19 protein-coding genes are annotated in these 25,176 nt (G+C 71.1%); 8 read left to right on the top strand and 11 right to left on the bottom strand.

What is annotated here, in order from left to right; translation table 11 throughout:
- Window positions 1-22: 22 nt before the first annotated feature.
- Window positions 23-682, top strand: coding sequence for an ATP-dependent Clp protease proteolytic subunit (locus DEJ03_RS12615; protein ID WP_027464696.1), 660 nt, complete (start codon window positions 23-25; stop codon window positions 680-682).
- Between the two features lie 63 nt (window positions 683-745).
- On the opposite strand, the gene DEJ03_RS12610 is transcribed toward DEJ03_RS12615, so the two are convergent.
- Together DEJ03_RS12610 and DEJ03_RS12605 are read right to left on the bottom strand one after the other, a co-directional pair.
- Window positions 746-1,354: a copper resistance CopC family protein gene (locus tag DEJ03_RS12610; RefSeq protein WP_181422707.1), complete on the bottom strand. Its 609-nt coding sequence runs from the start codon at window positions 1,352-1,354 to the stop codon at window positions 746-748.
- Between the two features lie 50 nt (window positions 1,355-1,404).
- Window positions 1,405-2,133 carry a YcnI family protein gene (locus DEJ03_RS12605; protein WP_181422706.1) on the bottom strand — a complete coding sequence of 243 codons (729 nt, stop codon included), beginning with the start codon at window positions 2,131-2,133 and terminating at the stop codon, window positions 1,405-1,407.
- Between the two features lie 236 nt (window positions 2,134-2,369).
- Between DEJ03_RS12605 and clpX the strand changes: the two genes are divergently transcribed.
- Window positions 2,370-3,650, top strand: a complete 1,281-nt coding sequence (clpX, locus tag DEJ03_RS12600) for an ATP-dependent Clp protease ATP-binding subunit ClpX (protein ID WP_017886000.1) — start codon at window positions 2,370-2,372, stop codon at window positions 3,648-3,650.
- Window positions 3,651-3,772: 122 nt separating this feature from the next.
- Here clpX and DEJ03_RS12595 read toward each other — a convergent pair whose 3' ends face one another.
- Both DEJ03_RS12595 and DEJ03_RS12590 read right to left on the bottom strand, forming a co-directional pair.
- A complete protein-coding gene (locus tag DEJ03_RS12595) occupies window positions 3,773-5,797 on the bottom strand; it encodes a M3 family metallopeptidase (protein ID WP_110864862.1) in 2,025 nt (674 codons plus the stop codon).
- A gap of 227 nt (window positions 5,798-6,024) precedes the next feature.
- Entirely contained in the window at window positions 6,025-6,606 is a 582-nt protein-coding gene (locus DEJ03_RS12590) for a TetR/AcrR family transcriptional regulator (protein ID WP_110864861.1), read from the bottom strand.
- Window positions 6,607-6,728: 122 nt separating this feature from the next.
- On the opposite strand from DEJ03_RS12590, the gene DEJ03_RS12585 reads away from it, so the two are divergent.
- A complete protein-coding gene (locus DEJ03_RS12585; RefSeq protein ID WP_110864860.1) occupies window positions 6,729-7,568 on the top strand; it encodes an alpha/beta fold hydrolase in 840 nt (279 codons plus the stop codon).
- 132 nt (window positions 7,569-7,700) lie between these two features.
- On the opposite strand, the gene DEJ03_RS12580 is transcribed toward DEJ03_RS12585, so the two are convergent.
- Both DEJ03_RS12580 and valS read right to left on the bottom strand, forming a co-directional pair.
- A complete protein-coding gene (locus DEJ03_RS12580) occupies window positions 7,701-7,952 on the bottom strand; it encodes a hypothetical protein (protein WP_027464702.1) in 252 nt (83 codons plus the stop codon).
- A gap of 65 nt (window positions 7,953-8,017) precedes the next feature.
- Window positions 8,018-10,612 carry a valine--tRNA ligase gene (gene valS / locus DEJ03_RS12575; protein WP_258370813.1) on the bottom strand — a complete coding sequence of 865 codons (2,595 nt, stop codon included), beginning with the start codon at window positions 10,610-10,612 and terminating at the stop codon, window positions 8,018-8,020.
- A 288-nt stretch (window positions 10,613-10,900) separates the two neighbouring features.
- Between valS and proP the strand changes: the two genes are divergently transcribed.
- Window positions 10,901-12,466, top strand: coding sequence for a glycine betaine/L-proline transporter ProP (gene proP / locus DEJ03_RS12570; RefSeq protein WP_228513609.1), 1,566 nt, complete (start codon window positions 10,901-10,903; stop codon window positions 12,464-12,466).
- Window positions 12,467-12,614: 148 nt separating this feature from the next.
- Here proP and DEJ03_RS12565 read toward each other — a convergent pair whose 3' ends face one another.
- Genes DEJ03_RS12565 through DEJ03_RS12550 form a run of 4 tightly spaced genes read right to left on the bottom strand, consistent with a single transcriptional unit; the run spans window position 12,615 to window position 17,864 of the window.
- Window positions 12,615-14,351, bottom strand: a complete 1,737-nt coding sequence (locus DEJ03_RS12565) for an ABC transporter ATP-binding protein (RefSeq protein ID WP_110864859.1) — start codon at window positions 14,349-14,351, stop codon at window positions 12,615-12,617.
- Complete coding sequence (locus DEJ03_RS12560) at window positions 14,348-15,247, bottom strand: ABC transporter permease (protein ID WP_110864858.1); 900 nt, start codon at window positions 15,245-15,247, stop codon at window positions 14,348-14,350. Before DEJ03_RS12560 ends, DEJ03_RS12565 begins: the two co-directional genes overlap by 4 nt.
- The gene (locus DEJ03_RS12555; protein WP_110864857.1) at window positions 15,244-16,239 is read right to left on the bottom strand and encodes an ABC transporter permease; all 996 of its coding nucleotides are present in this window, start codon (window positions 16,237-16,239) and stop codon (window positions 15,244-15,246) included. The genes DEJ03_RS12560 and DEJ03_RS12555 overlap by 4 nt, the downstream gene beginning before the upstream one ends.
- 5 nt (window positions 16,240-16,244) lie before the next feature.
- On the bottom strand, window positions 16,245-17,864 hold the full coding sequence (locus DEJ03_RS12550; RefSeq protein WP_110864856.1) for an ABC transporter substrate-binding protein: 1,620 nt from the start codon (window positions 17,862-17,864) through the stop codon (window positions 16,245-16,247).
- Window positions 17,865-17,896: 32 nt separating this feature from the next.
- On the opposite strand from DEJ03_RS12550, the gene DEJ03_RS12545 reads away from it, so the two are divergent.
- Entirely contained in the window at window positions 17,897-18,496 is a 600-nt protein-coding gene (locus DEJ03_RS12545; protein ID WP_110864855.1) for a TetR family transcriptional regulator, read from the top strand.
- Between the two features lie 143 nt (window positions 18,497-18,639).
- Here DEJ03_RS12545 and DEJ03_RS12540 read toward each other — a convergent pair whose 3' ends face one another.
- The gene (locus DEJ03_RS12540; protein WP_110864854.1) at window positions 18,640-19,662 is read right to left on the bottom strand and encodes a cation diffusion facilitator family transporter; all 1,023 of its coding nucleotides are present in this window, start codon (window positions 19,660-19,662) and stop codon (window positions 18,640-18,642) included.
- Between the two features lie 244 nt (window positions 19,663-19,906).
- On the opposite strand from DEJ03_RS12540, the gene ileS reads away from it, so the two are divergent.
- Genes ileS through DEJ03_RS17710 form a run of 3 tightly spaced genes read left to right on the top strand, consistent with a single transcriptional unit; the run spans window position 19,907 to window position 25,151 of the window.
- Window positions 19,907-23,164 (top strand): isoleucine--tRNA ligase, encoded by a 3,258-nt coding sequence (gene ileS, locus DEJ03_RS12535; protein ID WP_110864853.1) that lies wholly within the window; start codon window positions 19,907-19,909, stop codon window positions 23,162-23,164.
- Entirely contained in the window at window positions 23,161-24,669 is a 1,509-nt protein-coding gene (locus DEJ03_RS12530; protein ID WP_181422705.1) for a folylpolyglutamate synthase/dihydrofolate synthase family protein, read from the top strand. Before ileS ends, DEJ03_RS12530 begins: the two co-directional genes overlap by 4 nt.
- Window positions 24,666-25,151: a DUF4233 domain-containing protein gene (locus DEJ03_RS17710; RefSeq protein WP_146237718.1), complete on the top strand. Its 486-nt coding sequence runs from the start codon at window positions 24,666-24,668 to the stop codon at window positions 25,149-25,151. Before DEJ03_RS12530 ends, DEJ03_RS17710 begins: the two co-directional genes overlap by 4 nt.
- The last annotated feature ends 25 nt before the right edge of the window (window positions 25,152-25,176 follow it).

Genomic DNA, 25,176 nt, shown 5'->3' with positions numbered 1-25,176 from the left:
CACCGAAGAAAAGGAAACGAGAATGCATCTCCCCATGCTCGGTGGCGCGCAGAACGTCCCGGCTCCGTCCAATCGGTACATCCTGCCGAGCTTCGAAGAGCGCACGGCCTACGGCTACAAGCGCCAGGACCCGTACGCCAAGCTGTTCGAGGACCGCATCGTGTTCCTCGGCGTGCAGGTCGACGACGCGTCGGCTGACGACGTCATGGCCCAGCTGCTCGTGCTCGAGTCGATGGACCCCGACCGCGACATCGTGATGTACATCAACTCGCCCGGTGGCTCGTTCACCGCGATGACGGCGATCTACGACACGATGCAGTACATCCGTCCGCAGATCCAGACGGTCTGCCTCGGCCAGGCCGCCTCGGCCGCGTCGGTGCTCCTCGCCGGTGGCACCCCCGGCAAGCGCCTCGCGCTGCCGAACGCCCGTGTGCTGATCCACCAGCCCGCGACCCAGCAGGGTGGCGGTCAGGCGTCCGACATCGAGATCCAGGCAGCGGAGATCCTCCGCATGCGCACCTGGCTCGAGGAGACGCTGTCGAAGCACTCCAACAAGACGCCGGAGGAGATCAACCACGACATCGAGCGCGACAAGATCATGTCTGCGCAGGAAGCCGTGGAGTACGGCCTGATCGACCAGGTCCTCACCAGCCGCAAGAACCTGCCGGCGCTCGTCAAGTAGCACCAGCAGGAACGACGAAGGCCCCGCACCGAACGGTGCGGGGCCTTCGTCGTTGCGTTGCGGCTAGTCGTCGGAGTCGTCGGACTCCGGGGCCGGCTTGCGGCGCAGGAGCAGCAGCACCGCGACGATCACGCCGACCAGCACGACGCCACCGGCGCCGATCCAGATCGCGTCGGACGCCGCCGAGTCGCTCGATCCCGAGGCGGTGCCGGTGGTGGTGTCCGAGCCGGCGTCGTCGTCACCAGCGGTGGCGCAGGTCGGGGGCTTCGCCGCACCCGAGGCCGGGGTGAAGCCCGACGGCGCCTTCCACGTGAAGGGGTACTCGTCGGACACGGTGTGCCCGTCGGCGGAGACGATCTGCCACTCGACGGTGTACTTGCCCGAGTCGCCGAGGGCTGCGGCCGTGGTCATCGACGGCCCCTCGACGTCGACGCAGCCGTCCTCGTAGTACTTGCCGTCCGGGCCGACGATGCGGAACGCGAAGCCCGACCCCGAGTCGCCGATGTCGAGCAGCTTGTCGTTCGTCGTGATGTCGAACGTCTTCGGCAGTTCGGTCAGGGTGCCGCCGACCTCCGGGTCGGACGAGATCAGGTAGTTGTGTGCGCTGGCCGGACCGGCGAGCCCGAGGACCGCACCACCGGCGATCGCGACGGCCGCGGCGGTCCCGGCCACGAGCCTCCAGACAGAGGACCGTGGCCGGGACCGAAGCGAGCCGCGCTGCGTCACTTGGCGGAGCTCCGACGACGCGTGCCGGCGACGGCGAGGACCAGGGCGACGGCGCCGAGCACCAGGCCGCCGAGGCCGAGGAAGCGACCGACCAGGTCGGGGTCGTTCGAGGCGGTCGAGCCGGCGGCCTCGGCCGTCGGGGTGGCGGCGATCGGGTCGCCGTCGTCGTCCGTCGCCTCGGCGGCGGTCAGCGTGATCGAGGGTGCCGGGTGCTCGGGCTCGGCTTCGCCGGCCTTCTGTTCCTGGTTCCACTCGACGCTGCCCTTCTCGCAGGTCTGGATCGCGGGGAACTCGACCAGGTCACCGACCTTGCCGTCCGGCAGCGAGAACGAGAGCGCGAAGGTGTCGCGCTCGTCGGCGGGCAGGGGGGTCTTCGCGGTGTACGTGACGCTGGTGACGCGCTCGGCGGCCGTCTCGGCGTGGTCCTCGTCGGATGCCGACGCCGACGGGTCGGTGTAGGGCTCGGTCGCCTTCGTGATCGTCCAGTTCGGGTTCACGGTGGGCGTGACCTCGATGACGGACTCCGGCACCTGGAACTGGATCTTCGTCGTGGGGGAGCCGTCGCAGCCGTGCGGGACCGAGAAGGTCGCCGTGGTGTACGAGTTCGCTGCGGTCGACGTGGCCGTGGCGGACACGTGTGCGCTGGCCGCCGTGGCGCTGCCGAGGACGATGACGGCTGCGACACCGAGGGTGACGGCGCCGCCGGCGGCGAGACGCTTCTGCATGGGGTTCCTTCCGGGGTGGTTCTGCACCTGCTGTTCTACAAGATGTAGAGAAGTCCGGATCACCGTAGCAGGCTCGCACGCCCTGGGCGAACGCGCGGGCGGATTCCGGAGGGGCATCGCGGTCGGTGTCACCGGTTGCGGTTAGGCTCGTGTCCACGACGAGGTGCCCACCAGCAGCGGTGCACCAGCGGTGGTGCGACAGCGCGGCCGGCATGTCCAATCAGGGAGGCACGGGAATGGCACGCATCGGAGAGAGCGGCGATCTCCTCAAGTGCTCGTTCTGCGGCAAGAGCCAGAAGCAGGTCCAGCAGCTCATCGCCGGACCGGGCGTCTACATCTGCGACGAGTGCGTCGAGCTCTGCAACGAGATCATCGAGGAACGTCTGGCCGAAGCCGGCGAGGACACCTCGAGCGGGGACTTCGAACTGCCCAAGCCGCGGGAGATCTTCGACTTCCTGCAGGAGTACGTCATCGGGCAGGACCCGGCGAAGCGCGCCCTCGCCGTGGCCGTCTACAACCACTACAAGCGCATCCGGGCGCAGGGGCAGATTACCGCCGCCGAAGACCGCGACGACATCGAGATCGCCAAGTCGAACATCCTGCTCATCGGCCCGACCGGCTGCGGCAAGACGTACCTCGCGCAGACCCTGGCGAAGCGCCTCAACGTGCCGTTCGCCGTCGCGGACGCCACCGCCCTGACCGAGGCCGGCTACGTCGGCGAGGACGTCGAGAACATCCTCCTCAAGCTCATCCAGGCCGCCGACTACGACGTGAAGCGCGCCGAGACCGGCATCATCTACATCGACGAGGTCGACAAGATCGCCCGCAAGGCCGAGAACCCGTCGATCACCCGCGACGTCTCGGGCGAAGGCGTGCAGCAGGCGCTGCTCAAGATCCTCGAGGGCACGGTCGCCTCGGTCCCGCCGCAGGGCGGCCGCAAGCACCCGCACCAGGAGTTCATCCAGATCGACACGACGAACGTGCTGTTCATCGTGGCGGGTGCGTTCGCCGGGCTCGAGGACATCGTGTCCTCGCGCGTCGGCAAGCGCGGGATCGGCTTCGGGGCACCCCTCCACAGCGCGACCGACCACCAGGACCTGTACTCCGAGGTGCTGCCGGAAGACCTGCACAAGTTCGGTCTGATCCCCGAGTTCATCGGTCGTCTACCCGTCGTCACCACGGTGTCGCAGCTCGACCAGGCGGCGCTCATGCAGATCCTGACCGAGCCGAAGAACGCGCTGGTCAAGCAGTACCAGCGGATGTTCCAGATCGACGGCGTGGAGCTCGAGTTCGACCAGGGTGCGCTCGAGGCCATCGCGGACCTCGCGGTGCTGCGCCAGACGGGTGCCCGCGGGCTCCGGGCGATCCTCGAAGAGGTCCTCGGCCCGGTGATGTTCGACGTCCCGTCCGACGACGACGTCGCCCGAGTGGTGATCACCCGCGAGTCCGTGCTCGAGAACGCGGCGCCGACGATCGTGCCGCGGCCCCGGGCCAAGCGCGTCGAGAAGTCGGCGTAGCCCTCCGGAACCAGCGAACGGACACAGCACCACGGGATTCCGTGGTGCTGTGTCCGTTTCGTGGTGCGGTGCGGTGCGGTGCGGTGCGGTGCGACGGCGCTCGGCGGCCTGCGCCGGCGCGCCTACTCGAGCCCGCGGCGCCGCAGCAGCGGGCCGACCTCGGCGTCGCGGCCGCGGAAGTCCCGGTACGCCTCGAGCGGGTCCTTCGCCCCGCCGACCCCGAGCAGACGCTCGGCGAACCGCCTGCCGGCTGCACGGTCCAACCCGCCGTTGTCGCGGAACCACTCCACCGTGTCGGCGTCGAGCACCTCGGACCAGATGTACCCGTAGTACCCGGCGTCGTACCCGCCCGAGAACGTGTGTGCGAAGTACGTCGACGAGTAGCGCGGCGGCACGGCCTCGACCGCGATGCCGGCGGCGGCCAGGGTGTCCCGCTCGAAGTCCTCGACGGACGTCACCGCCGCGGCGTCGGCCGCCGAGAGCCGGTGCCACGCCTGGTCGAGCAGTGCGGCGGCGAGGTACTCGGTCGTGCCGAAGCCCTCGTTGAACCCCTCGGACTCGCTGAGCCCCAGGACGAGCTCGGGCGGCAGGGGTGCTCCGGTCTCGTGGTGCTTCGCGTAGTTCGCCAGCACGGACGGCCACGACAGCCACATCTCGTTCACCTGGCTCGGGAACTCGACGAAGTCCCGCTCGACGTTCGTGCCGGAGAACCGCGGGTAGGTGGTGCGGGCGATGAGGCCGTGCAGGGCGTGGCCGAACTCGTGGAAGAGCGTCTCGACCTCGTCCTGGATGAGCAGGGTGGGGGAGCCGGCGGACGGCTTCGCGACGTTGAGGTTGTTGACCACGACGGGCAGGGTGCCGAGCAGCTCGGACTGCTCGACGACCGGGTTCATCCACGCGCCGCCGCGCTTGCCGTCACGTGTGTAGAGGTCGAGCAGGTACAGCCCCACGTGCTCGCCGTCGTCGGCGGCGACCTCGAAGACCCGGACCTCGTCGTTGTAGCCGCGCAGGTCCGGGCGCTCGGTGAAGGTCAGGCCGTACAGGGCGCCGGCGGCGTGGAAGACCCCGTCGTGCAGGACCCGGTCGGCCTCGAAGTACGGGCGGAGCGCGGTGCTGTCCGCGGCGAACTGCTCGCCGCGCAGGATCTCGGTGGCGTACGCCCAGTCCCACGACTCGATGTCGAACCCGACCGTGCGCGACCGGACAGCGCGCTCGTCGTCGGCGTTCCGTGCCGCGGCGCCGACGAGCGAGGACAGCAGCCCGTCGACGGCCTCGGGGGTCTTCGCCGTTTCGTCGGCGGTCACCACGGCGGCGTGGTTCGGGAACCCGAGCAGCTCGGCGCGCTCGGCCCGCAGCCGGACGATGCGGAGCAGCACCTCGCGGTTGTCGTACTCGTTGCCGCGACGACCGCGGGCGAGCGAGGCGCGCATGATCCGCTCACGCAGGTCGCGGTTCGCCAGCGAGGACAGCCACGGGTGTCCGGTGTAGAGCGGCAGCGTGATGAGCCAGCCGTCGAGGCCCCGGTCGGCGGCAGCGGCGGCCGCGGCGGACTTCGCCCCGTCGTCGAGCCCCTCGAGCTCGTCCTCGCTCGTCACGTGCACGGCGGAGTCGTTGGTGTCCTCGAGCAGGTTCCGCTCGAAGGTCGTCGTCAGGGTCGAGAGCTCCTGGTTGATCGCGGTCAGACGCTCCTTGCCCGCGTCGTCGAGGCCCGCGCCCGCCAGGGTCATCTCGGCGTGGGTCCGCTCGACCAGGCGCAGCGCCTCACCGGTCAGCCCGGCGGCTTCGGCACCGTCGAGCACCTCCTGCACGCGGGCGTACAGGCGGGAGTCGAGCGTGATCGCGTCACGGTGGGCGGCGAGGAGCGGGGAGACCTCGGCCTCGAGGTCGTGCAGCTCCGGCGTCGAGTCGGCCGACGACAGCGTGAAGAACACGTGGCTGACGCGGGTCAGCAGCTGCCCGGATCGCTCGAGTGCGACCAGGGTGTTCTCGACCGTCGGGGCGTGCGGGTCGGTGGCGATGGCCTCGACCTCGGCGCGCTGCTCGGCCATGCCGGCCTCGAACGCCGGTCGGTAGTGCTCGAGTCGCACGTCGCCGAAGGGCGGCAGGGCGTAGGGGAGGGTGCTCGGGACGTCGAACGGGGTTGCCATCTGCCCACCCTATGCACGGGTGCTGGAGTCCGTTCCTTCCCATGACGCCCGGACTGGGAAGCGGGATCGGGCGTCCCTGGTCGAAAGAACCGACCCGGTACGCCCGGAACGACCAGGGACGCCCGGAACGGCCCGGCAGGCGCACCCGCGCCCGGCGCGACCAACGGACGGACGGGAGGCCCGTGGCGGCGCCGCCACGCTCCTCCAGTCCGCATCGCGGTCGCGTGTCAGCGCATCGCGGCGTCGATCAGGGTCACCGCGGCACGACGCGCGTGCGCGGCCGGCGCCGTGGTGCCGGCGATGGCCGCGGTGGTCTGCGCGCCCTCGGCGAGCAGTGCGAGCTGCGCGGCGAGTTCCTCGGCGTGCTCGGGGTCGGCGACGACCTCGGCGGTGAGTCGCTGCACGAACTGCTGGAACGAGTCCTTGTGCGCGCGCGCGATCTCGGCGACGGCGGGCGAGGTCGCGCCGAGCTCGCCGAAGGCGTTGATGAACCCGCAGCCGCGGAACGTGTCGTCGCCGAACCACGACTCCAGGAAGTCGTAGACCGCCAGGAGCTTGTCGCGCGGGCTGGCCGCAGCCTCGACCGCGCCGTGCACGCCCTGCTCCCACATGTCGTGGCGGCCGGCGAGCACCGCGGCGATGAGCTGTTCCTTGCCGGGGAACGCCGCGTACAGCTTCTTGAGGGAGACCCCGGCGCCCGTGCGGATCTCGTCCATCCCCACGGACTGGATCCCGCGCGTGTAGAACAGCTGGTCCGCGACCTCGACGATGTGTGCTCGGACGTCCGGCTCGACGGTGCTGGTGGCCATGTGTGTACCCCGTTCCCTGAGTGTTCACCGTTCTCGAGTTGCGCTGGGAACGGGCGTTCTCTACTGTAGTCCACATCGGCGGAGAACGATCGTTCTCCGCGATACTCAGGGAAGGAACGATCATGGGTGCCATCACCGTCGGAACCGAGAACAGCGTCGACATCGAACTCCACTACGAGGACAAGGGCCAGGGGCAGCCGATCGTGCTGATCCACGGCTTCCCCCTCGACGGCAACTCGTGGGAGGGGCAGGTTCCGATGCTCCTCGAGGCCGGCTACCGCGTCATCACGTACGACCGCCGCGGCTTCGGCCAGTCCTCGCAGCCGTCCACCGGCTACGACTACGACACCTTCGCCGACGACCTGCACACGGTCCTCGAGACCCTCGACCTGCGCGACGTGATCCTCGTCGGCTTCTCGATGGGCACCGGCGAGATCGCCCGCTACATCGGCCGCCACGGTGAGGACCGGATCGCGAAGGTCGCGTTCCTCGCCTCGCTCGAGCCGTTCCTCGCCATCACCGACGACAACCCCGACGGCGCCGGCCCGATGTCGTTCTTCGAGGGCATCGCCGCCGACGTGGCGAAGGACCGTTACGCGTACTTCACGAACTTCTACCAGGACTTCTTCAACCTGTCGGAGAACCTCGGCACCCGCATCTCCGAGGAGCAGGTCCGCAACGCCTGGAACATCGCGGCCGGCTCCGGCTCGATCGCGTCCGCGGCCGCACCCCTGACCTGGCCGACCGACTTCCGTCAGGACATCCCGAAGGTCACCGTCCCCGCACTGATCGTGCACGGCACGTCGGACAACATCCTCCCGATCGACGCCACCGGACGACGCTTCACCCAGGCGCTGCCCGCGGCGGAGTACGTCGAGATCGAGGGTGCCCCGCACGGTCTGCTCACCACGCACACCGCCGAGGTGAACGAAGTCCTGCGCACCTGGCTCGCCGAGTCCTGATCCCTCGGCGATCACGCGGGCGCTCCCCGGCGGGGGCGCCCGCATCGTGAGCACAAATGGTCGGGTCCCCACCGGGGACCCGACCATTTCTGCACTCCAAGCGCCGCGCAGCGCGCCCGCGCGCAGCGCGCGCTAGTCCTCTTCGCCCGCGTCGTCCGGGTTCGTCACCTGGGCGTGCCCGAGCGCGTCGAGGTGGATCGAGGTGCCGTCGTCGAGCTCGACGATCGGCTTGCCCTCGAGGAAGGTCAGGGTCCAGCCCCACGTCGCCGTGTCGACGGACTCCGCCGCGAGCTCGTCTTCGACCCCGCGCACGGCGACGACCATCGTCTCGGGCAGTCGCGCAGGCGGCTCCCCACCCACGTTCCAGCGTGTGCCCAACTGCATCCGTGCCTCCAGTCCGGTGGTGGACGGGCCGGGTCACCAAGGCGACCCGGCCCGGACAGGCGACGTTACGCCTGCTGCTCCGCGAGCTCGATCTCGGTGACGGCGAGCTCGTCGCCGTCGACGAACGACAGGTTATCGATGCGGCCGACGGCCGCCAGGTCGACCGCCGCGCGCTCGATGAGCACCCGCGTCTCGGCGGGCGCCGCGACGACCGCACGCGTCACGGGCGTCTTCTGGGACGCCTTCGCCGCCGTCTTCGCTCCGCGGATCCCGATGAGCGCCTGTCCGACGGCCGCGAGCAGCCCGGTGGGGGCCGCGTCGGTCGGCAGGTCGGCCGCGGTCGGCCAGGAGGCCCGGTGCACGCTGGTGTCGTGGGTCCAGGCCCACACCTCTTCCGTCGCGTACGGGAGGAACGGTGCCAGCAGGCGGAGCAGCACGTCGATCGCGCCGCGCAGCGCCAGGACCGCGCTCGCCTGCGTCTCGTGCGTCGCGTCGGACGCGGTGCCGTAGGCGCGCTCCTTCACGAGCTCGAGGTAGTCGTCGCAGAACGTCCAGAAGAAACGCTCGGTGATCTCGAGGGCACGCGCGTGGTCGAACCCGTCGAACGCCGCGGTGGCCTGCTCGACGACGGCACCGAGCTCGGCGAGCATGTCGACGTCGAGCGCCTCGGTGACGCTCGTGGCGCCCTCGGGCAGCGGGAAGCCGTAGACGAACTTCGCCGCGTTGAGCACCTTGATCGCCAGACGACGGCCGACCTTGATCTGCTTCGGGTTCTGCGGGTCGAAGGCTGCGTCCGTGCCGAGCTTGGACGAGGCCGCCCAGTAGCGGACCGCGTCGGCGCCGTGCTGCTCGAGGATCGACAGCGGCGTGACGACGTTGCCCTTCGACTTCGACATCTTCTTGCGGTCGGGGTCCACGATGAAGCCGGAGATGGAGGCGTGCTTCCACGGCACCACGTCGGCCTCGAGCTGGCTGCGGAGCACGGTCGTGAACAGCCACGTGCGGATGATGTCCTGCGCCTGCGGGCGGACGTCGTACGGGTACACCAGGTCGTAGAGCGCCGGGTCGGTCTCCCACTTGCCCGCGAGCTGCGGCGTGAGCGACGAGGTGGCCCAGGTGTCCATGACGTCGAGCTCGCCCTGGAACCCGCCGGGCACGCCGCGCTGGTCCTCGGTGAAGCCGGGGGCGGGCTCGGAGGCCGGGTCGACGGGCAGCTGCGCCTCGGTCGGCACGATCGGCTGGTCGAACACCGGGTTGCCGTCGGCGTCGAGCGGGTACCAGACGGGCAGCGGCACGCCGAAGAAGCGCTGGCGCGAGATGAGCCAGTCGCCGGACAGGCCACCGACCCAGTTGTCGTAGCGCACGCGCATGAAGTCCGGGTGGAACGCGATCTCCTCGCCGCGCTGGCGGAGCGTGCTCTTCAGCTGCTCGTCGCGCGCACCGTTGACGATGTACCACTGGCGGGTCGACACGATCTCGAGGGGCTTGTCGCCCTTCTCGAAGAACTTCACCGGGTGCTGGATGGTCTTGACGTCACCGATCAGCTCGCCGGACTCGGTCAGCGCGTCGACGACGACCTTCTTGGCCGAGAACACGGTCTTGCCGGCCATCTCGGCGTAGAGCTCCCGGCCCGTCGTGGACCCGATCCAGGCGGGTTCGTCCGAGCGCACGCGGCCGTCGAAGCCGATGATCGCGCGGTTCGGCAGCTGCAGCTCGCGCCACCACACGACGTCGGTGGTGTCACCGAAGGTGCAGACCATCGCGATGCCGGCACCCTTGTCCTTCTGCGCCAGGTGGTGTGCGAGCACCGGGACCTCGACGTCGAACAGGGGGGAGCGGACCGTGGTGCCGAAGAGGTCCTGGAACCGCTCGTCGTCCGGGTGTGCGACCAGGGCGACGCAGGCGGGCAGGAGCTCGGGGCGGGTGGTCTGGATGACGACGTCGCCGCCGCCGTCGGTGCGGTGGAAGGCGATGCCGTGGTACGCGCCGGGCATCTCCTTGTCCTCGAGCTCGGCCTGCGCGACCGCGGTGCGGAACGTGACGTCCCACAGGGTCGGGGCGTCGGCCTGGTAGGCCTCGCCGCGCTCGAGGTTGCGCAGGAACGCGCGCTGGGCGCTGGCCCGCGAGGTGTCGTCGATGGTGCGGTACGACTGGGTCCAGTCGACCGACAGCCCGAGCGTGCGGAAGAGCTCCTCGAACTGCTGCTCGTCCTGCACGGTCAGGCGCTCGCACAGCTCGATGAAGTTGCGACGCGACACGGGCAGCTGGTCGGCGGCCTTCGAGGACTTGCCGTCCCCGCCCTCGAACGGCGGCGTGAACTCGGGGTCGTACGGCAGCGTCGGGTCGCAGCGGACGCCGTAGTAGTTCTGCACACGGCGCTCGGTGGGCAGACCGTTGTCGTCCCAGCCCATCGGGTAGAAGACGTGCTTGCCGCGCATGCGCTCGAACCGGGCCTTGAGGTCGGTGTGCGTGTACGAGAACACGTGCCCGATGTGCAGCGAGCCGGAGGCGGTGGGCGGCGGGGTGTCGATCGACCAGACGGCGTCGCGGTGACCGGCGGCGTCGCGGTCGAAGCGGTAGGTGCCGTCCTGCTCCCAGACCGGCCCCCAGACCTGCTCCAGTCCGTCGACGCCGGGCTTCTCGGGCATGGGCTTGGTCATGGGTGTGCCTTCCGTACGTGTGTGCGGCACCGAGTCCGTGATGAGGTGCCTGAGTGTTCCGCGCCTGACGCGCGGTGCCCCAATCGTAGCGGCCGTGCACGCGTACGCAGGCGGACGAACCGGTCGGACGCGGCCATCACCGAGCAGCGCCTAGCACACCGAACTGTCGGACACGCCCGGAGCCTGCTAGTCTTCCTGGGTTTGTCCGGCGAGCGCAGGGTTCGCAGGAGCTGCAACGTCGCCGTCCGCCGGACGCCCGAAGGAAGCACCGCACCCCGGAGGAACGACTTGGCACCGAACAACGCACCCCACCCGCACGGCGATCGGCCGTTGCGCACGAAGGGCGCCGCGAAGCGCGCTCGTCGCGATCTGACGAAGGACGACGTCACCGTCGTCGAGGAGTCACTGCTCAAGCGTGCCGTCGCGGCTGCCGCGCTCGGCAACGCCATGGAGTGGTTCGACTTCGGCATCTTCGCGTACCTGACGGTCACCATCTCGCAGGTGTTCCTGCCGCAGGGCGACCCGGCCGCGAACATCGTCGCCACGTTCGGCTTCTTCGCCGCCGCGTTCATCGTGCGCCCGATCGGTGGTGCCGTGTTCGGCCCGATCGGCGACAAGATCGGCCGCCAGAAGGTCCTCGCGCTGACGATGATCCTGATGGCCGCCGGCACGCTCATGATCGGCCTGATCCCGTCGTACGACACGATCGGCTTCTGGGCCCCGGTCCTGCTGCTCGTCGCCCGCTTCGTGCAGGGCTTCTCGACCGGTGGTGAGTACGGGGGCGCCGCGACCTTCATCGCCGAGTACTCGCCCGACAAGCGCCGCGGGTTCATGGGCTCGTGGCTCGAGTTCGGCACCCTCGCGGGCTACGTGCTCGGCGCCTCGATCGTCACCGGCCTGCAGTTCGGCCTGTCCGAGGACGCCCTGCTCAGCTGGGGCTGGCGCATCCCGTTCATCGTCGCGGGCCCCCTCGGCCTGATCGGCCTCTACCTGCGCCTCAAGCTCGAGGAGACCCCGGCGTTCCAGAAGCAGCAGGAGCAGGCCGCCGAGCGCGAGGGCCAGAAGACCCCGTTCCTCAAGCTCTTCGCCGAGAACTGGCGCTCGCTCATCATCTGCATCGGCCTGGTCCTGGTCTTCAACGTGACCGACTACATGCTGCTGTCGTACATGCCGACCTACCTCGAGCAGAACCTCGGCCAGAACGCCACGTTCGGCCTGATCCTCATCGTCATCGTGATGCTGCTCATGATGGTCGTCATCACCTTCGGTGGTCGGCTGTCCGACAAGTTCGGCCGCCGTCCGGTGCTCGCCGCCGGTTGCATCGGCTTCATCCTGCTGTCCTGGCCGGCCCTCAAGCTGGTCCAGACCGGCACCGGTGTCGGCGTCTTCGCCGGCCTGTTGATCCTCGGCGTCGTGCTGGTCACGTTCACCTCGACCATGCCGTCGACGCTGCCCGCGCTGTTCCCGACGATCATCCGCTACGGCGCCCTGGCGATCGCGTTCAACGTGTCGGTGTCGCTCTTCGGCGGGACCACCCCGCTCGCGACCGCTGCGCTCATCAACGCCGCGAAGGACGCCGGGTACGGCTGGGCCGAGGACATCCCCGCGTTCTACCTGATGCTCGCCGCCGTGATCGGCCTGGTCGCGGTGTACTTCACCAAGGAGACCGCCGCGAGCCCGCTCATGGGCTCCGGCCCGACGGTCGGCTCCGAGGACGAGATCGCCGGCGTCATCGAGGACTACAACGACCCGACGTCGGAGCTCGCGCAGTCCGACTGGGCGAAGGACTTCTCGACGAGCGAGATCCCGATCATCTCGGCCGACGCCGCCCAGAAGGAACCCTCCGGTTCCTGACCACGGGGCCGCCCCGCGGCAACCCGGCCAGGAGGCCCGGTGCACGTCCGTCACGGAACGCGCGCCGGGCCTCCTGGCCGTTCAGGGCCGTCGGTGACGTCACGCGCGCAGCGACAGTCCACGGGTGCGAGCGCGCATGGACGGTCGCTCAGCCCGCGAGGCCGGCTGCGGTCCCCGCGGCGGGGCCCACTGCCAGCCGCTCCGCGGCGTGCAGCAGCCGCGCGGTCACCGGGTGCGCCGGGCGCGCGAAGACCTCGGCGGCGGGGCCGTGCTCGACGACCGCGCCGCGGTGCACCACGAGGACGTCGTCCGCCATCCGCCGGACCGCCCGCAGGTCGTGCGACACGAACACCATCGCCACGCCGGTCTCGTCGCGGAGCCGTTCGAGCAGCCGCAGCACGGCGTCCTGCACCGTGGCGTCGAGGGCGGTCACCGGCTCGTCGAGCACGATCACCTCGGGATCGGTCGCCAGCGCACGGGCGATCGCGAGCCGCTGGCGTTGCCCGCCGGACAGGGTGCGGGGGGAGCGGGACCGCAGCACGGGGTCGAGGTCGACCTGTCGCAGTGCCGCGTCGACCCGTTCGCCGAGCGCACCGCGTGCCCGCCGTTCGTCACCGCGCGAGAACGCGTCGGCGAGGACGCGCTCGACGTTCCACCGTTCGTCGAACGTCGCGCCGGGGTCCTGGACGACGGCCGCGACCCGGTGCCGTCGGGGGCGGCGCTCGCGCTCGGGCAGCGGGACCCAGGGTTCGTCGTCGAGCGTGACCGCGCCGGCGTCGGGCGTCTCGAGCCCGAGGAGCATCCGCGCCAGCGTCGTCTTGCCCGAGCCCGAGGCGCCGATCACCCCGAGCACCCGGCCGCGTTCGAGCCCGAACGACACGTCGTCGACCGCGAGCACCCCGTCGTACTCCCGCGAGAGCCCCTGCGCCGCGAGCACGTCCCTCGCACCGTGCGAGGTTGCCCGCTCGGTGCCGCGGCTGCCGATCGGCGCACGGTGCGGAGTCGTGCGGTCGGTGCGAGGTTGGCCGCTCGGTGCATCGTCAGAGGGCTGCACGGAGCCATCGACCTCGCACCGGTCTGCGAGATCGGCACCGTGCGCCGGCGCGGGCGCAGCCGCGGCAGCACCGGCCGCGCGCACCAGCGCCCGGGTCGCGGGGTGCTGCGGCGCCGCGAAGACCTCGGCGACCGCGCCCTGCTCGACGATCCGGCCCTCGTGCACGACGGCGACCCGGTCGGCCCACCCCGCGACGAGGCCCAGGTCGTGCGTGATGACGAGCACTCCCGCCCCCCGGGTCTGCGCCGCCCGCAGCTGTTCCATCACGGTGACGGCGACCCCGGCGTCGAGGGCCGTCGTCGGTTCGTCGGCGACCAGCAGCGCGGGGGACCCGACGGTCGCCGCGGCGATGAGGGCCCGCTGTCGCATCCCGCCCGACAGTGTCCCGGCGAGCCGGCCGTCGGTCGCGATGTCCGGGTCGAGGCCCACCGCGGCCAGGGCGTCGCGCACGGCGTCCACGCGCTCGGCCGCACGCATCTCGGTGTGCAGGCGGAGGCTGTCGGCGACCTCGCGCCCGACGGGGCGCAGCGGGTCCAACGCGCCCAGGGCCTCCTGGCCGACGTAGCCGACCCGCGATCCCCGAAGCCGACGCCACCGCCGGTCCGTGTACCCGCCGACGTCGACGCCGTCGACCGTGAACACGTCGGCGTGCACGGCGGCGCCGGGCACGGACAGACCGAGCACGGCGCGGGCGGTGACGGTCTTGCCGGAGCCGGACGCCCCGACCAGGGCGACGCACTGGCCGGCGTCGACGCGCAGGTCGACTCCGTGCACGATCGGGGTGCCGCCGATGGCGACGGTGAGCCCGCGGACGTCGAGGACGGCGCTCACCGTGCGGCCCCGGTGCGTCGGATCGCCCGGCCGAGCACGGTCACGGCGGTCGCGAGCACCACGATCGCGAGTCCGGGGAAGGTGCTCATCCACGGTGCGGTCTGCAGGTAGGTGCGACCGTCGGCGAGCATCGCGCCCCACTCCGGCGCGGGCGGGGGCGTGCCGACGCCGAGGTAGCTCAGCGCCGAGGCCCACACGACCGCCTGCCCGACCCCGAGCGTGGCGACGGCGACGACGGGCCAGAGCGCCGTCGGCAGCACGTGCCGGACCACGGTGCGGACGGGGGAGCGGCCGAGCAGCACCGCCGTCTCGACCACCTGCGAACTCCGGGCGGCCCGGACCAGGCCGCGCACGATCCGGGCGTACCCGGGAGCGGTCGCGAACCCGACGGCGAGCACCGCCGGCACCGGACCCGGACCGGTCACGGCGATGACGACCAGCGCGACGAGCAGCAGCGGCAGGGCGAACGCGACCTCGGTGACGCGGCCGATGACGGCGTCGAGCAGTCGTCCGAGTCGTCCGGCCCCGGCACCGAGACCGGCGACGACGCCGAGCAGGACGCCCACGCCGCCGCCGATCAGGGTCGCGGCGACGCCGACGACGAGCGATGCCCGGGTCCCCGCGACCACCCGCGCCAGGACGTCGCGTCCGGACTCGTCGGTGCCGAACGGGTGCGCGCCGCTCGGCGCGGCCAGGGCATCGGCGGGGTGCACCGCGAGCGGGTCCCCGCCGCCGAGCAGGGCGGGCCACGCCGCCGCCACCACGGCGACCAGGACGACCACCCCCGCGGCGATGCCGCCGGCGCCGAGCGTCCCCCCACGGACGCGCTCGGTGCCGGCGGCGGTCTGGTGGCCGGGCGCTCCGGTCTGGAGGCCCGGGTCGGCGATCCCGCTCACCGCGCGCCCGCCGGACGGCCGGGCCCACGGCGTCGCGCAGCACCGGGGCGCAGGGCCGCGTTCCGTGCGGTGCTGCGCGGATCGACGGCACGTTCGACGAGGTCGGCCACGGCCAGTACGACCACGTACGCGGCCGCCGACACCATCGCGATGCCGGCGACGAGCGGCATGTCCCGCTGGGTGACCGCGGTGACCAGGGCACGGCCGATGCCGGGCAGGGCGAACACGGACTCGACGACCACGGCCCCGGAGACGAGCGACCCGAAGGCCCACGCGGACAGCGCGATCCCGGGCAGGGCGGCGTGCCGGAGCAGGTGCCGTCCGAACAGGCCGAGGCGGGTCTCGCCCCGACCCCGGGCGGCGAGTGCGAAGGCCGAGCGCTGCGCGTCGACCACGCCGTCGCGCACGGTCTCGGCCAGGTACCCGGCGACCGGCACGGCCACGGTCAGTACCGGCAGCACCCAGCCGCGCGCGGTGCCGTCACTGACCGCCGGCACCCACCCCAGGGACGTGGCGAACACCACGATGAGCACGCTGCCGAGCCAGAAGTGCGGCATCACGCTCGCGGTGACGCTCAGGGCGCTGGTGAGCCCGGCGGCGATCCGGCCGCGTTGCGTCGAGGCCCACGCGGCGACGATCGCGAGCACCCAGGCGACGACGAGGCCGGCGACCGCGAGCGTCAGCGTGACGGGCAGCTGCTGGGCGAGGAGCGTCGCGACCGGGGTGCGGAAGGCGTACGAGTCGCCGAGCTGCCCGGATGCCAGGCGTCCGAGGAACACCGCGTACTGCACCAGGACCGGCTGGTCGAGGCCGTACTCGTGGCGGACCTGGGCGACGGCCTCGGCCGAGGCCTGCGACCCCGGTCCGCCCAGGATCGCGAGCGCCGGGTCACCGGGGATCAGCCGGATCGCGACGAAGACGATCGTCGCGACGGCCCAGAGCACGCCGATGCCCCCGGCGAGCCGCCGGACGGCCCACCAGACCCACCGCATCCGGGTCAGCGGTCGATCCAGGCGGTGCCGAACCACGGCGTCGAGACCGGGGTGGTCCGGATGCCGTGCACGGCCGAGCGCACCAGGAAGTGGTTCTGCTGGTCGTACAGGGGGAGCACGGTGTCGCGCGCCAGGATCGCCTTCTGCGCCTGCTCGTACAGGTCGGCACGGTCGTCGGCGTCCGAGGTGCGGGCGGCCTGCTCGAGCAGCCGGTCGACGGCGGGGTCGTCGAGCTGGGCCAGGTTCGCGAAGTAGCCCGACGGTGCCGGTTCGATGCTCGCGCTGTCGTACAGGATGCGCAGGACGTCGGGGCCGACCTTCGTGTACGGGGCGCTGACGACGTCGTACTCGTTCGCGGCGAGGGCGGCGTACCAGCTGGACAGGTCGAGTTCGTCGAGCACGACCTTGAACCCGACGGCCTTCTCGGACGCCTGGATCTGCTGGAACAGGCTGCGCTCGGCCGGCACCGACTGGTTCGTCGAGACGGGGAACGTCACGGTGAGCTGCTGGCCGTCCTTCTCGCGGATGCCGTCGGACCCGACCTTCCACCCGGCGTCGTCGAGGAGCTGCTTCGCCTTGGTGGGGGAGTAGTCGAACCGGCTCTTCTCCGAGTACGCGAGCGGCTCCGCGCTCGAGAGCACCGAGTACGAGCGCTTCGCGGTGCCGAGGAACAGCGACTGCAGGCCGGGGTCGATCTCGGCACCGGCGATGAAGGCCTGGCGCACCGCTTCGTCGCGGAACACCCCGTGCCCGGAGTTCAGCTCGAGCCGGTTCGAGGCGCCGGGGCGCGGGGCGTCGAGGTCGCGGATGGCGCCCTTCGGCGACGCGGCCTTGAGCTGGTCGGGCTGGGCGTTGTCGATCACGTCGACCTGACCGGACTGCAGCGCGGCGTAGCGCGAGGTCGAGTCCGGCAGGAACCGCCACGTGATGCCGGACAGGCGCGGCTTCGTCGCGCCCCAGTAGTCGGTGTTCTTCGTCAGGGTGACGCGGTCGCCGTGCTTCCAACCGGTGACCTCGAAGGGGCCGGTGCCGACGGGGGACTCGCAGTTCGTCGCCTGCTTCCGTTCGAGCGCCTTCGGGGACTCCATGCCCACCCAGGGCTGCGAGAAGGACTCGAGCAGCGCGCTGTCCGGTCGGCTCAGCGTCAGCGTGACGGTGTGCTCGTCGGTGGCGGTCGCCTTCGTGATGGACTGCAGCGCCAGGTAGCCGGTGCTCGAGGCGGTGGCCGGGTCCTGCACGTGCTTGATGTTCGCCACGACCGCGGCGGCGTCGAACGGGGTGCCGTCGGTGAAGGAGACGTCGTCGCGCAGGGTGAACGTCAGGGTCTTCCCGTCGTCGCTCGTGCTCCACTTCGTCGCGAGCTCCGGCGTGGGATTGCCGTCCTCGAGCCCGACGAGCTCCTCGATGTACTGCGTCGCCAGGAGCGCCTGCGGGTAGTTGCCGCCGACGTGCGGGTCGAGGCAGGTCGGTTCGGCGTCGCCGGAGGCGTAGGTGAGCGTGCCGCCGGCGACCGGCGTGCTGCTCCCGGTGCTCGTGCCCGGTCCGCTGCAGGCAGCCAGGACGAGCAGGACCGCCGAAGCGCCCGCGACCGCGGTGAGGGTTTTCTGTACTGAGTCCAATATCATGGCTGACCGAGTCTAGCGGTTTACTGGGTCCCGTGGACGAACCGATCCGCCGCGGTGGCCGACCCCGACGCTCGAGCGCCGAGGTGCTCGCGGACGCCGCCGCCGAGCTCTTCCTCGAGCAGGGGTACGGACGCACCACCGTCGACCAGATCGCCGCCCGCGCCGGGGTCAGCCGTGCGACGTTCTTCAACTACTTCCCGGCGAAGGCCGACGTGATGTGGCTCGAACTCGACGCCGCCGTCGCCGGGCTGCCCGGGTACCTCGCCGCCTCGACCGAGCCGAGCGTCGTCCGGGCCGTCGAGCAGGCGCTGCTCGCAGCAGCCCGTGCCCACGACCCCGAGCGGGTGCCGTGGGCCGTTGCGCAGGCCGAGGTCATGGGCATCGGGCCCGAGCTGGTGGCGGGCGTCGCGGTCCGGGTGACGGCGCAGCACGAGGCCGTCGCCGCCTTCGTCGCGGGCCGCACGGGGGAGCAGGCGCGCTCACTCTGGCCGCAGACGGTGTCCGGCGCGATGCTCGGTGCCGCCGCCGCGGCGTTCGGGGTGTGGGTCACCGACGGGGTCGGCCGCCGTGCGCTCGTCGAGTACGTCGCGGCGGCACTCACCCCGGTGGTCGCGGGCCTCGACGCCCGCTGACGCGCCGGCGTCTTCACCTGACGCCGCCTCGACGGCGAGACGCCGCTGAAACCGGCGGCGTCTCGAGCACATTGCGGCGTCTTGCTGACACGCCGGCGTCTTGCAACACGAACCCCGCCGCCGGCCACCCACCCAGTCGACGCTCACTCCGTGCGCAGGGTCCCCGCGCCCCCGGACGCCACGTCCGAAGCCGTCCCGTCCCGCACGACCTCGGGCACGTCGCCGTCGGTCGGCACCAGCGACTCGTCGCCCGGGTAGCTCAGGGTGAGGACGGCCTCCTCGATGTACGGGCTGTCCTCGAGCGACTGCTCCACCTCGCGCAACCGCACCGCCACGTGCTCCTCGGTCTCGTTGCCCGTCAGGTCGACGGCCGCGACGAGGTACACCCGCGACGGCCCCACGAACTCCAGGTGCAGGTAGGTGACCCGCTCGACCTGCGACCGGCCCAGCAGCTCGACGAGCACCGCGTTCTCGAGCTCCGGGGACGTGCTCTGGCCGAGCAGGAACCGGCGGTTGCGGTCGATCAGGACGATCGCGACGACCCCGAGCAGCACACCGATCGCGATGGAGCCGAGTGCGTCGAAGACCGCCAGCCCGGTGACCTGGTGCAGGAACACCCCGAGGAACGCCACGACCAGGCCGATCAGCGCCGCCGCGTCCTCGGCGAACACCGCACGGAGCGTCGGGTTCGACGACTGCAGCACGTGCCGCAGCACCGGGACCTTGCGCTTCGTCGCGGCACCGTGCGCCTGCCGGTACGCCTGCAGGAAGCTCGTGCCCTCGAGCAGGAACGCGACCCCGAGCACGACGTAGTTGAGGACGACGTCCTCGGCCGGCCCGGTGTCCCCGAACTCCGAGATGCCGTGGTAGATCGACACGATCGCACCGGCCGTGAACAGCCCGAACGCGGCGAACATCGACCAGATGTAGGTCTCGCGTCCGTACCCGAGCGGGTGTGCGGTGTCCCGCTTCCTGCCGCCCCGTCGTTCCGCGACGAGCAGGAACACCTCGTTGCCGGTGTCCGCCCAGGAGTGCGCCGCCTCGGCCACCATCGAGGCCGAACCCGACACGAGCGAGGCGATCGTCTTCGCGATCGCGACGAGCAGGTTCGCCCCGAACGCGATCAGGACGGTGACGAGTGACTCCGGGCGTTCTTCTGCGGGCATCGCTCAAGCATGCTCCCGTCCGGTAAAGTCGTGTTCCACGAGCATCGATCCGGCCATCACCGGGGAGCTTCCGGAAGAACGCGGAGCGCACCAGCGCCTCCGTCAGTAGAACCGGGCGGGTTCGGGACCGTCACCACCCCCGACACAGAGTGGTCGCACAGCGCACGTTGGGCGGCAAACGAGGTGGTACCGCGGAACCTGTTTCCGTCCTCGTGGAGATCGAGCGAACCCACAAGGAGTCCCGGTGCCGTACCCGTTGAACGCCGATGCCGATGGCGTCGTCCCCTCGCCGAGCTTCCCCGCCGTCGAGCGGGGCATCCTCGCCTTCTGGAAGCGCGACGACACGTTCCAGGCGTCCATCGACGCGCGACAGGGCTGCCCGGAGTGGACCTTCTACGACGGCCCGCCCTTCGCCAACGGCCTGCCGCACTACGGGCACCTGCTGACCGGCTACGCCAAGGACGTCTTCCCGCGCTACCAGACCATGCGCGGCAAGCAGGTGCACCGCCGCTTCGGCTGGGACACCCACGGCCTGCCCGCCGAGCTCGAGGCGATGCGGCAGCTCGGCATCACCGAGAAGCACGAGATCGACGCCATGGGCATCGACGTCTTCAACGCCGCCGCCAAGAAGTCGGTGCTGCAGTACACCGACGAGTGGCAGGAGTACGTCACCCGCCAGGCACGCTGGGTCGACTTCGAGGACGACTACAAGACCCTCGACGTCACCTTCATGGAGAGCGTGCTCTGGGCCTGGAAGCAGCTCTGGGACAAGGGCCTGGCGTACGAGGGCTTCCGGGTCCTGCCGTACTGCTGGAACGACCAGACGCCGCTGTCCAACCACGAGCTGCGCATGGACGACGACGTCTACAAGATGCGCCAGGACCAGTCCGTCACCGTCTCGTTCCCGCTGCACGGCGACCGCGCTTCCGCGCTCGACCTGACCGGTGTGCGGGCGCTCGCCTGGACGACGACCCCCTGGACCCTCCCGACGAACGCCGCGTTGGCAGTCGGTCCGGAGATCGCGTACGCGGTCGTCCCGGCAGGGCCTGGAGGCGCGGCTGACGGTGCCGACGCCGGTTCCGTCTCCTACCTGCTCGCGTCGGACACCGTGGCCGCGCACGCGAAGGAGCTCGGCTACGCCTCGGGTGACGAGGCGCTCGCCGCCGTCGCGCGCACGCTGACGGGCGCCGAGCTCGACGGCGTCGAGTACGAGCGGCTGTTCGACTTCCTAGCCGACCAGGAAGGGTACGAGAACGCTTGGCGAGTACTGGTCGCCGAGTACGTCGAGACCGGTGAGGGCACCGGCATCGTGCACCAGGCCCCGGCGTACGGTGCCGACGACCAGGAGGTCTGCGCCGCGGCCGGCATCCCCGTCGTGCTGTCGCTGGACGAGGGCGGCGTCTTCACGTCGCAGTTCGGCGAGGTCGCCGGCCTGCTCTGGTCGGACGCGAACAAGCCACTGACCAAGGCCGTCCGCGACGCCGGGCGACTGCTCCGCCAGGCGTCCTACGAGCACAGCTACCCGCACTGCTGGCGGTGCCGGAAGCCCCTCATCTACAAGGCCGTCTCGTCGTGGTTCGTCCGCGTCACCGAGCTCCGCGACCGCATGGGCCAGCTCAACCAGGACATCAACTGGGTGCCGGACAACGTCAAGGACGGCCAGTTCGGCAAGTGGGTCGGCAACGCCATCGACTGGTCGGTCTCGCGCAACCGTTACTTCGGCACGCCGATCCCGGTGTGGCAGTCCGACGACCCCGAGTACCCGCGCACCGACGTGTACGGCTCGCTCGCCGACATCGAGCGCGACTTCGGTCGCCTGCCGGTGAACGCCGAGGGCGAAGTGGACCTGCACCGGCCGTTCATCGACGACCTGACGCGGCCGAACCCCGACGACCCCACGGGCAACTCGACGATGCGCCGGATCACCGACGTGTTCGACGTGTGGTTCGACTCCGGCTCGATGCCGTACGCCCAGGTGCACTACCCGTTCGAGAACGCTGCGTGGTTCGAGTCGCACAGCCCGGCCGACTTCATCGTCGAGTACATCGGGCAGACGCGCGGCTGGTTCTACGTGATGCACGTGCTCTCCACCGCGCTGTTCGACCGGCCGGCGTTCCAGAACGTCATCAGCCACGGCATCGTCCTCGGCTCGGACGGCCAGAAGATGTCGAAGTCGCTCCGGAACTACCCGGACGTCTCCGAGGTCTTCGACCGCGACGGTGCCGACGCCATGCGCTGGTTCCTGATGTCCTCGTCGGTGATCCGCGGCGGCAACCTCGTCGTCACCGAGGAGGGCATCCGCCAGGGCGTCCGCGAGTTCATGCTGCCGCTGTGGTCGACGTACTACTTCTTCACCCTGTACGCGAACGCCTCGGGTCCCGACGGGTACCGGGCCCAGCGCCGGACCGACTCGACCGACGTGCTCGACCGATACCTGCTCGCGAAGACCCGGGTCCTCGTCACCGACGTCCGGACGCACCTCGACGCGCTCGACACCCCGCTCGCAGCCCAGGCCGTCCGCGACTTCGCCGACGTGCTCACGAACTGGTACGTCCGCCGCTCGCGCGACAAGTTCTGGACCGGGGCCGACGCGGACGCCGGCGCCGAGACCCGTGCGGCGTTCGACACGCTGTACACCGTGCTCGAGACCCTGACCCGGGTAGCCGCCCCGCTCGCGCCGCTCGTCACCGAGGAGATCTGGAAGGGCCTGACCGGCGGACGCAGCGTCCACCTGACGGACTTCCCGGACCCCGACGAGTTCCCCGCCGACGACGCCCTCGTCGACGCGATGGACCGCGTGCGCGACGTCGCCTCGAAGGGCCTGGCGCTCCGCAAGGCCACCGGCAAGCGCGTCCGCCTGCCCCTGGCCACGCTGACCCTGGTGGTGCCGGACCCGGCCGCGGTCGAACCGTTCGCCGACATCCTGCGCGACGAGCTCAACGTCAAGCGCGTGGTGCTCGAGGCCCAGGCCGAGGAATCGCTGGCGCAGTACGGCATCGAGCGGAAGCTCACCGTGAACGCCCGCGTCGCCGGTCCCCGCATCGGCAAGCAGGTGCAGCAGGTGATCCCGGCAGCCAAGAAGGGCGACTGGACCGCGACCGACTCCGGCGTGACCGTCGGTGGCGTCGACCTGATCGAGGGCGAGTACTCACTCGACCTCACCGTGGCCGACGCCTCGGTGGCCGTGGCGTTCCTCGACGAGGGCGGTTTCGTGGTGCTCGACACCGTGACGACGCCCGAGCTCGAGGCCGAGGGGCTCGCCCGTGACGTCGTCCGCGCCGTCCAGCAGGCCCGCCGCGACGCCGACCTCGACGTCAGCGACCGCGTCGCCCTGACCCTCCGGGTGGACGGCACGGCCGACGGCGCGGTCCGCACACACCAGGAGCTCATCGCGGGGGAGACCCTGGCGACGAGCGTCGAGATCGAGCCCCTCGGGGCGGACGACACCACCTCCGACGTCGGTGACGGTGCGAAGGTATCCGTGGAGGTAGCACGCGCATGAGTGACGACGACCAGTACGACGACCACGAGGCGAACGAGGAGTTCGTCGGACACGACGAGCTCGACGGTCACGGTGTTGATGGGCGCGACGAGGACGGCATCCGGATCCCGGTCGGCCCCTCCGGAGACACCCCAGCCGACGCCGTGCCCTACGGCGGCGACGACGACGAGGTCCGCCGCGTCGAGGCCGCCCTGTACGCCCGCATCGGTGAACAGGCCCCCGAGCGCCGGCTGACCGCCACGCGCCGCGCCGTCGAGCTGCTCGGCGACCCGCACCTGGCGTACCCGGTGATCCACGTGACGGGCACGAACGGCAAGACGTCGACCGCGCGCACCATCGAGAGCATCGTCCGGGCACACGGTCTGCGCACCGGTCTGATGACGAGCCCGCACCTGGTGTCGATCCGGGAACGCATCGTGGTCGACGGGCAGCCGATCGCGGCGGACCGGTTCGTCGAGAACTGGGACGACATCGCCCCGGTGCTCGAGATCACCGACCGCGAACTCGCCGACAAGGGCGAACTCCCGCTGACCTTCTTCGAGGCGCTCACCGTGCTCGCCCTGGCGTGCTTCGCCGAGGCGCCGGTGGACGTCGCCGTGATCGAGGTCGGGATGGGCGGCGAGTGGGACTCCACCAACGTCGTGCAGAGCCAGGTGTCGGTGTTCACGCCGATCGCCATCGACCACGCGAAGCAGCTCGGTGCCACCGTGGCCGAGATCGCCCGCACCAAGTCGGGCATCGTCAAGCCGTCGTCCTCCGTGGTGTCGAGCCGACAGGTCCCCGAGGCCCTCGCCGAACTCGAGCGCGCTGCCGAGCTCACCGAGTCCACCCTGGCCGTCGAGGGCACGGGGTTCAGCGTCGTCGACGTCACCCCGGCCGTGGGCGGACAGCTCATCACCGTGCAGGGCATCGCCGGCCGCTACGACGACCTGTTCCTGCCGCTGTTCGGGCGGCACCAGGCCGAGAACGCCGCCGTGGCGATCGCGGCGGTCGAGTCGTTCCTCGGCCGCGGGGCCCAGGCCCTCGACGAGGACGTCCTGTCCGAGGGCATCGCCGGCACGACCAGCCCCGGTCGCCTGCAGCCCATCGCGACCGACCCGACCGTCGTCGTCGACGCCGCGCACAACCCGCACGGTGCGAAGGCGCTCGCCGAGGCGCTGCCGGTGGCGTTCCCCTCCGAGCACGTCGTCGGCGTCGTCGGGATCCTCGGCGACAAGGACGCCCGCGGGTTCGTCCGCGCGCTCAAGGACACCGTCGCGACGTTCGTCGTGACGCAGCCGCCGGGGGAGCGAGCGCTCGACGCGGACGAGTTCGCCCGTGTCGTCGTCGACGAGGTCGGCGAGGACCGCGTCGTCGTCGAGCCGTCCCTGGCATCCGCACTGCAAGAAGCGCGCAGCCTGGCCGACGAGGCGGACGCCGAGGACGCCCTCGTGCTCGTCGCGGGCTCCATCGTGATGGTGGGCGCGGTCATGGACCTCGTGCACCGCGAAGGCGAGGCGAAGTGACGGACGCACCACGTCCCCACGAGCACGGCCAGCCGACCTCTCCGCAAGCTCCGCGGTCGTCTGGAACCGGCTCGCGTGGGCCCACCTCCCGGCCGGGCCGCGCACCGCGCGCCCGGAAGCCGCGCCGCGAACGCGGGGCGCAGGAGAGCCTGCTCTCGATCACGCTGGTGCTCGAGGCGATCATGTTCTTCTTCCCCATGCTCGTCGTCTTCGGCAAGGGCACGCTGCCGCCCGCCGCGGCCTTCGGTGGCGGCATCGGCGCGATCATCGTCCTCGCAGCTGCCTCACGTCTGACGGGCAACCGGGCCGGTGTATGGTTCGGGTGGCTGCTGCAGGCGGCCATCCTCGCCACCGGGTTCATCGAACCGTTCATGTTCGCGGTCGCCGTGGTGTTCCTGGCGCTGTGGGTCTTCTGCTTCGTCAAGGGCGGTCAACTGGACCGTCAGAACGCCGCGCGCCGAGCGGCCATGGGCGAGGACTGACCACCACATTCGACCCCGAACACAG

This window comes from Curtobacterium sp. MCLR17_043, assembly GCF_003224215.1.
Lineage (GTDB): Bacteria > Actinomycetota > Actinomycetes > Actinomycetales > Microbacteriaceae > Curtobacterium > Curtobacterium flaccumfaciens.
Note: the sequence above shows the minus strand (reverse complement) of the source record. Positions and strands in the feature narration are given on the sequence as shown.